The sequence below is a fragment of the Halorubrum sp. SP9 genome, assembly GCF_005435015.1.
Lineage (GTDB): Archaea > Halobacteriota > Halobacteria > Halobacteriales > Haloferacaceae > Halorubrum > Halorubrum sodomense.
The window spans coordinates 1-823 of the sequence record NZ_SGXU01000176.1 but is presented as its reverse complement, the minus strand read 5'-3'; the positions used below and the strand labels follow the sequence as shown (position 1 = coordinate 823).

The 823-nt window shown below is 54.4% G+C and carries 1 protein-coding gene; it reads right to left on the bottom strand.

The features are described 5' to 3' along the window. Positions 1-462 precede the first annotated feature (462 nt). Positions 463-823 (bottom strand): hypothetical protein (locus tag EXE45_RS20860; protein WP_206750494.1); only part of this gene is annotated, 361 nt, incomplete at its 5' end.

The following is an 823-nucleotide window of genomic DNA, read 5'->3' as shown; positions in this document are numbered from 1 at the left end:
GAGCCTCACGTTCTTTTTCGAGTTCGTCACGGAGGTCCTCAACCGTCTGCCGCAACCATGCGAGTTCCTCGGCGGTTGGGTCTTGGGCGGTGCTCATACGCTGCCACCACTCTTCCGGAACCAATTCGGTGGATTCTTCCAGCCGATTTCGTCATCTTCGATTCGACAGTCGGGACTACCAACCGGTTTGATACCGTTGCCAAGGACGTAACTTGGCGGTGTTACCTGTTCCATCTAACCAGGGTCTCCCTCTCGAGAAACCAAGGCTGAGGTATGGCCGGATATGGGAGGCCGTCGCAACCGCGGAACTTGTTCTCCGAGGCCCATCGTAGAGGTCAGCGCTGTCGTCATATTTGATGGTCAGTGGAGGTTTAGGTAAAAGGGTTAGCCCCCACCCCCCTACTTATACCCCTACTGCTGACCCATTCAGCGTGGGGCTAATTCGCCACACTTCCTTCACGCTCACAGCTCTATTTCTCCAATTGTGTGTGACTGACCACGCTTGTCTGCGTCACAAAGCCTTGCGACCTCGGTGGGTTGTGCGTCTGGGTGGAGGCAGCTGGGATGTACCCACGCCGATAATCCTCGAGTTTCTTCGAGCGACTCATCGAACTGGATTCTTCCCTCCGACCCTGGACCCCTCCAACGAACGTACGCCTCATCGACGACTTCAAAAACACAGATGATTGCCGGGAGTAGGAAGTTACAGATTTTTCCATCGACATCTTCAGTCTGCTGCGCCACTTTAGACTCGTTATCGATGTTCCCCAAGAGATGCTCGAGTATCGGTTCTAAACTACTCCACTTGCCGGATGGGATTGGG